The organism is Streptomyces bobili (genome assembly GCF_002154575.1).
GTDB lineage: Bacteria > Actinomycetota > Actinomycetes > Streptomycetales > Streptomycetaceae > Streptomyces > Streptomyces bobili.
Window position 1 is genome coordinate 1 of record NZ_MUBA01000722.1, and the last position, 852, is coordinate 852.

1 protein-coding gene is annotated in these 852 nt (G+C 73.2%); it reads right to left on the reverse strand.

What is annotated here, in order from left to right:
* Positions 1 to 148 precede the first annotated feature (148 nt).
* Positions 149 to 852: LacI family DNA-binding transcriptional regulator (locus tag BZL64_RS36745; protein ID WP_086773349.1), on the reverse strand; the 704-nt coding region annotated here is incomplete at its 5' end.

Here is an 852-nt window from a genome sequence, read left to right on the forward strand (position 1 = left end):
CCCATGGGCTCAAGGACTCACAGGCTCACGGGCCTCTTCAGGCCATGATCGAGGAGCTCGTGGCGACTCCCGCACGGCCGGCCGGCCGTGGGCCGCTTCGGCCCACTCCTGCCGTACTCCTGCCGTGCTCCTGCCGTGTCCTCCCTACTCATGCCGATTCGCGGGCCACCAGTTGCGTTCGCAGGATCACGTGGCGCCAGGCCACCTCCGGCTGTTCGATCTCCTCCAGCAGGAGCCGCACCATCGTCCGCCCGATCTCGTCCAGCGGCTGGCGGACGGTCGTCAGCGGCGGGGTCGTCTGCTCGGCCAGGTCGAAGTCGTCGAAGCCGACCACCGCCACGTCCTGCGGTACCCGGCGCCCTGCCGCACGCAGAGCGTCCAGTGCCCCGGCGGCCATGGCGTCCGAAGCGGCGAAGACGGCGTCGAGCTGCGGGTGCCGCCCGATGAGCCCGGCCATCGCCCGGCGCCCGCTGGCCTCGGTGAAGTCACCCTGGACCACCAGGGCGGACCCGTGGTCGAGTCCCGCCTCGGCGAGGGCCTCCTGGTAGCCGCGCAGCCTGCACCGGGCGACGTACATGTCGGGCGGCCCGGTGATGGCCGCGATGGCCTTCCGGCCTCCGGCCACCAGATGACGGACGGCCGCGCGTGCCCCGCCCACGTTGTCCGCGTCCACATACGTCACCCGCTCGTCGCCCGAGCGCCGGCCCAGCAGGACCGTGGGCAGCCCGGCGTCGGCGAGCATGTCCGGCAGGCGGTCCTCGGCCGGTACGGACATCAGCAGCACCCCGTCGACCCGGCCGCCGCGCGCGTACTCCACGAACCGCTTCCGCTCCTCGTCCGTGCGGACGAGGG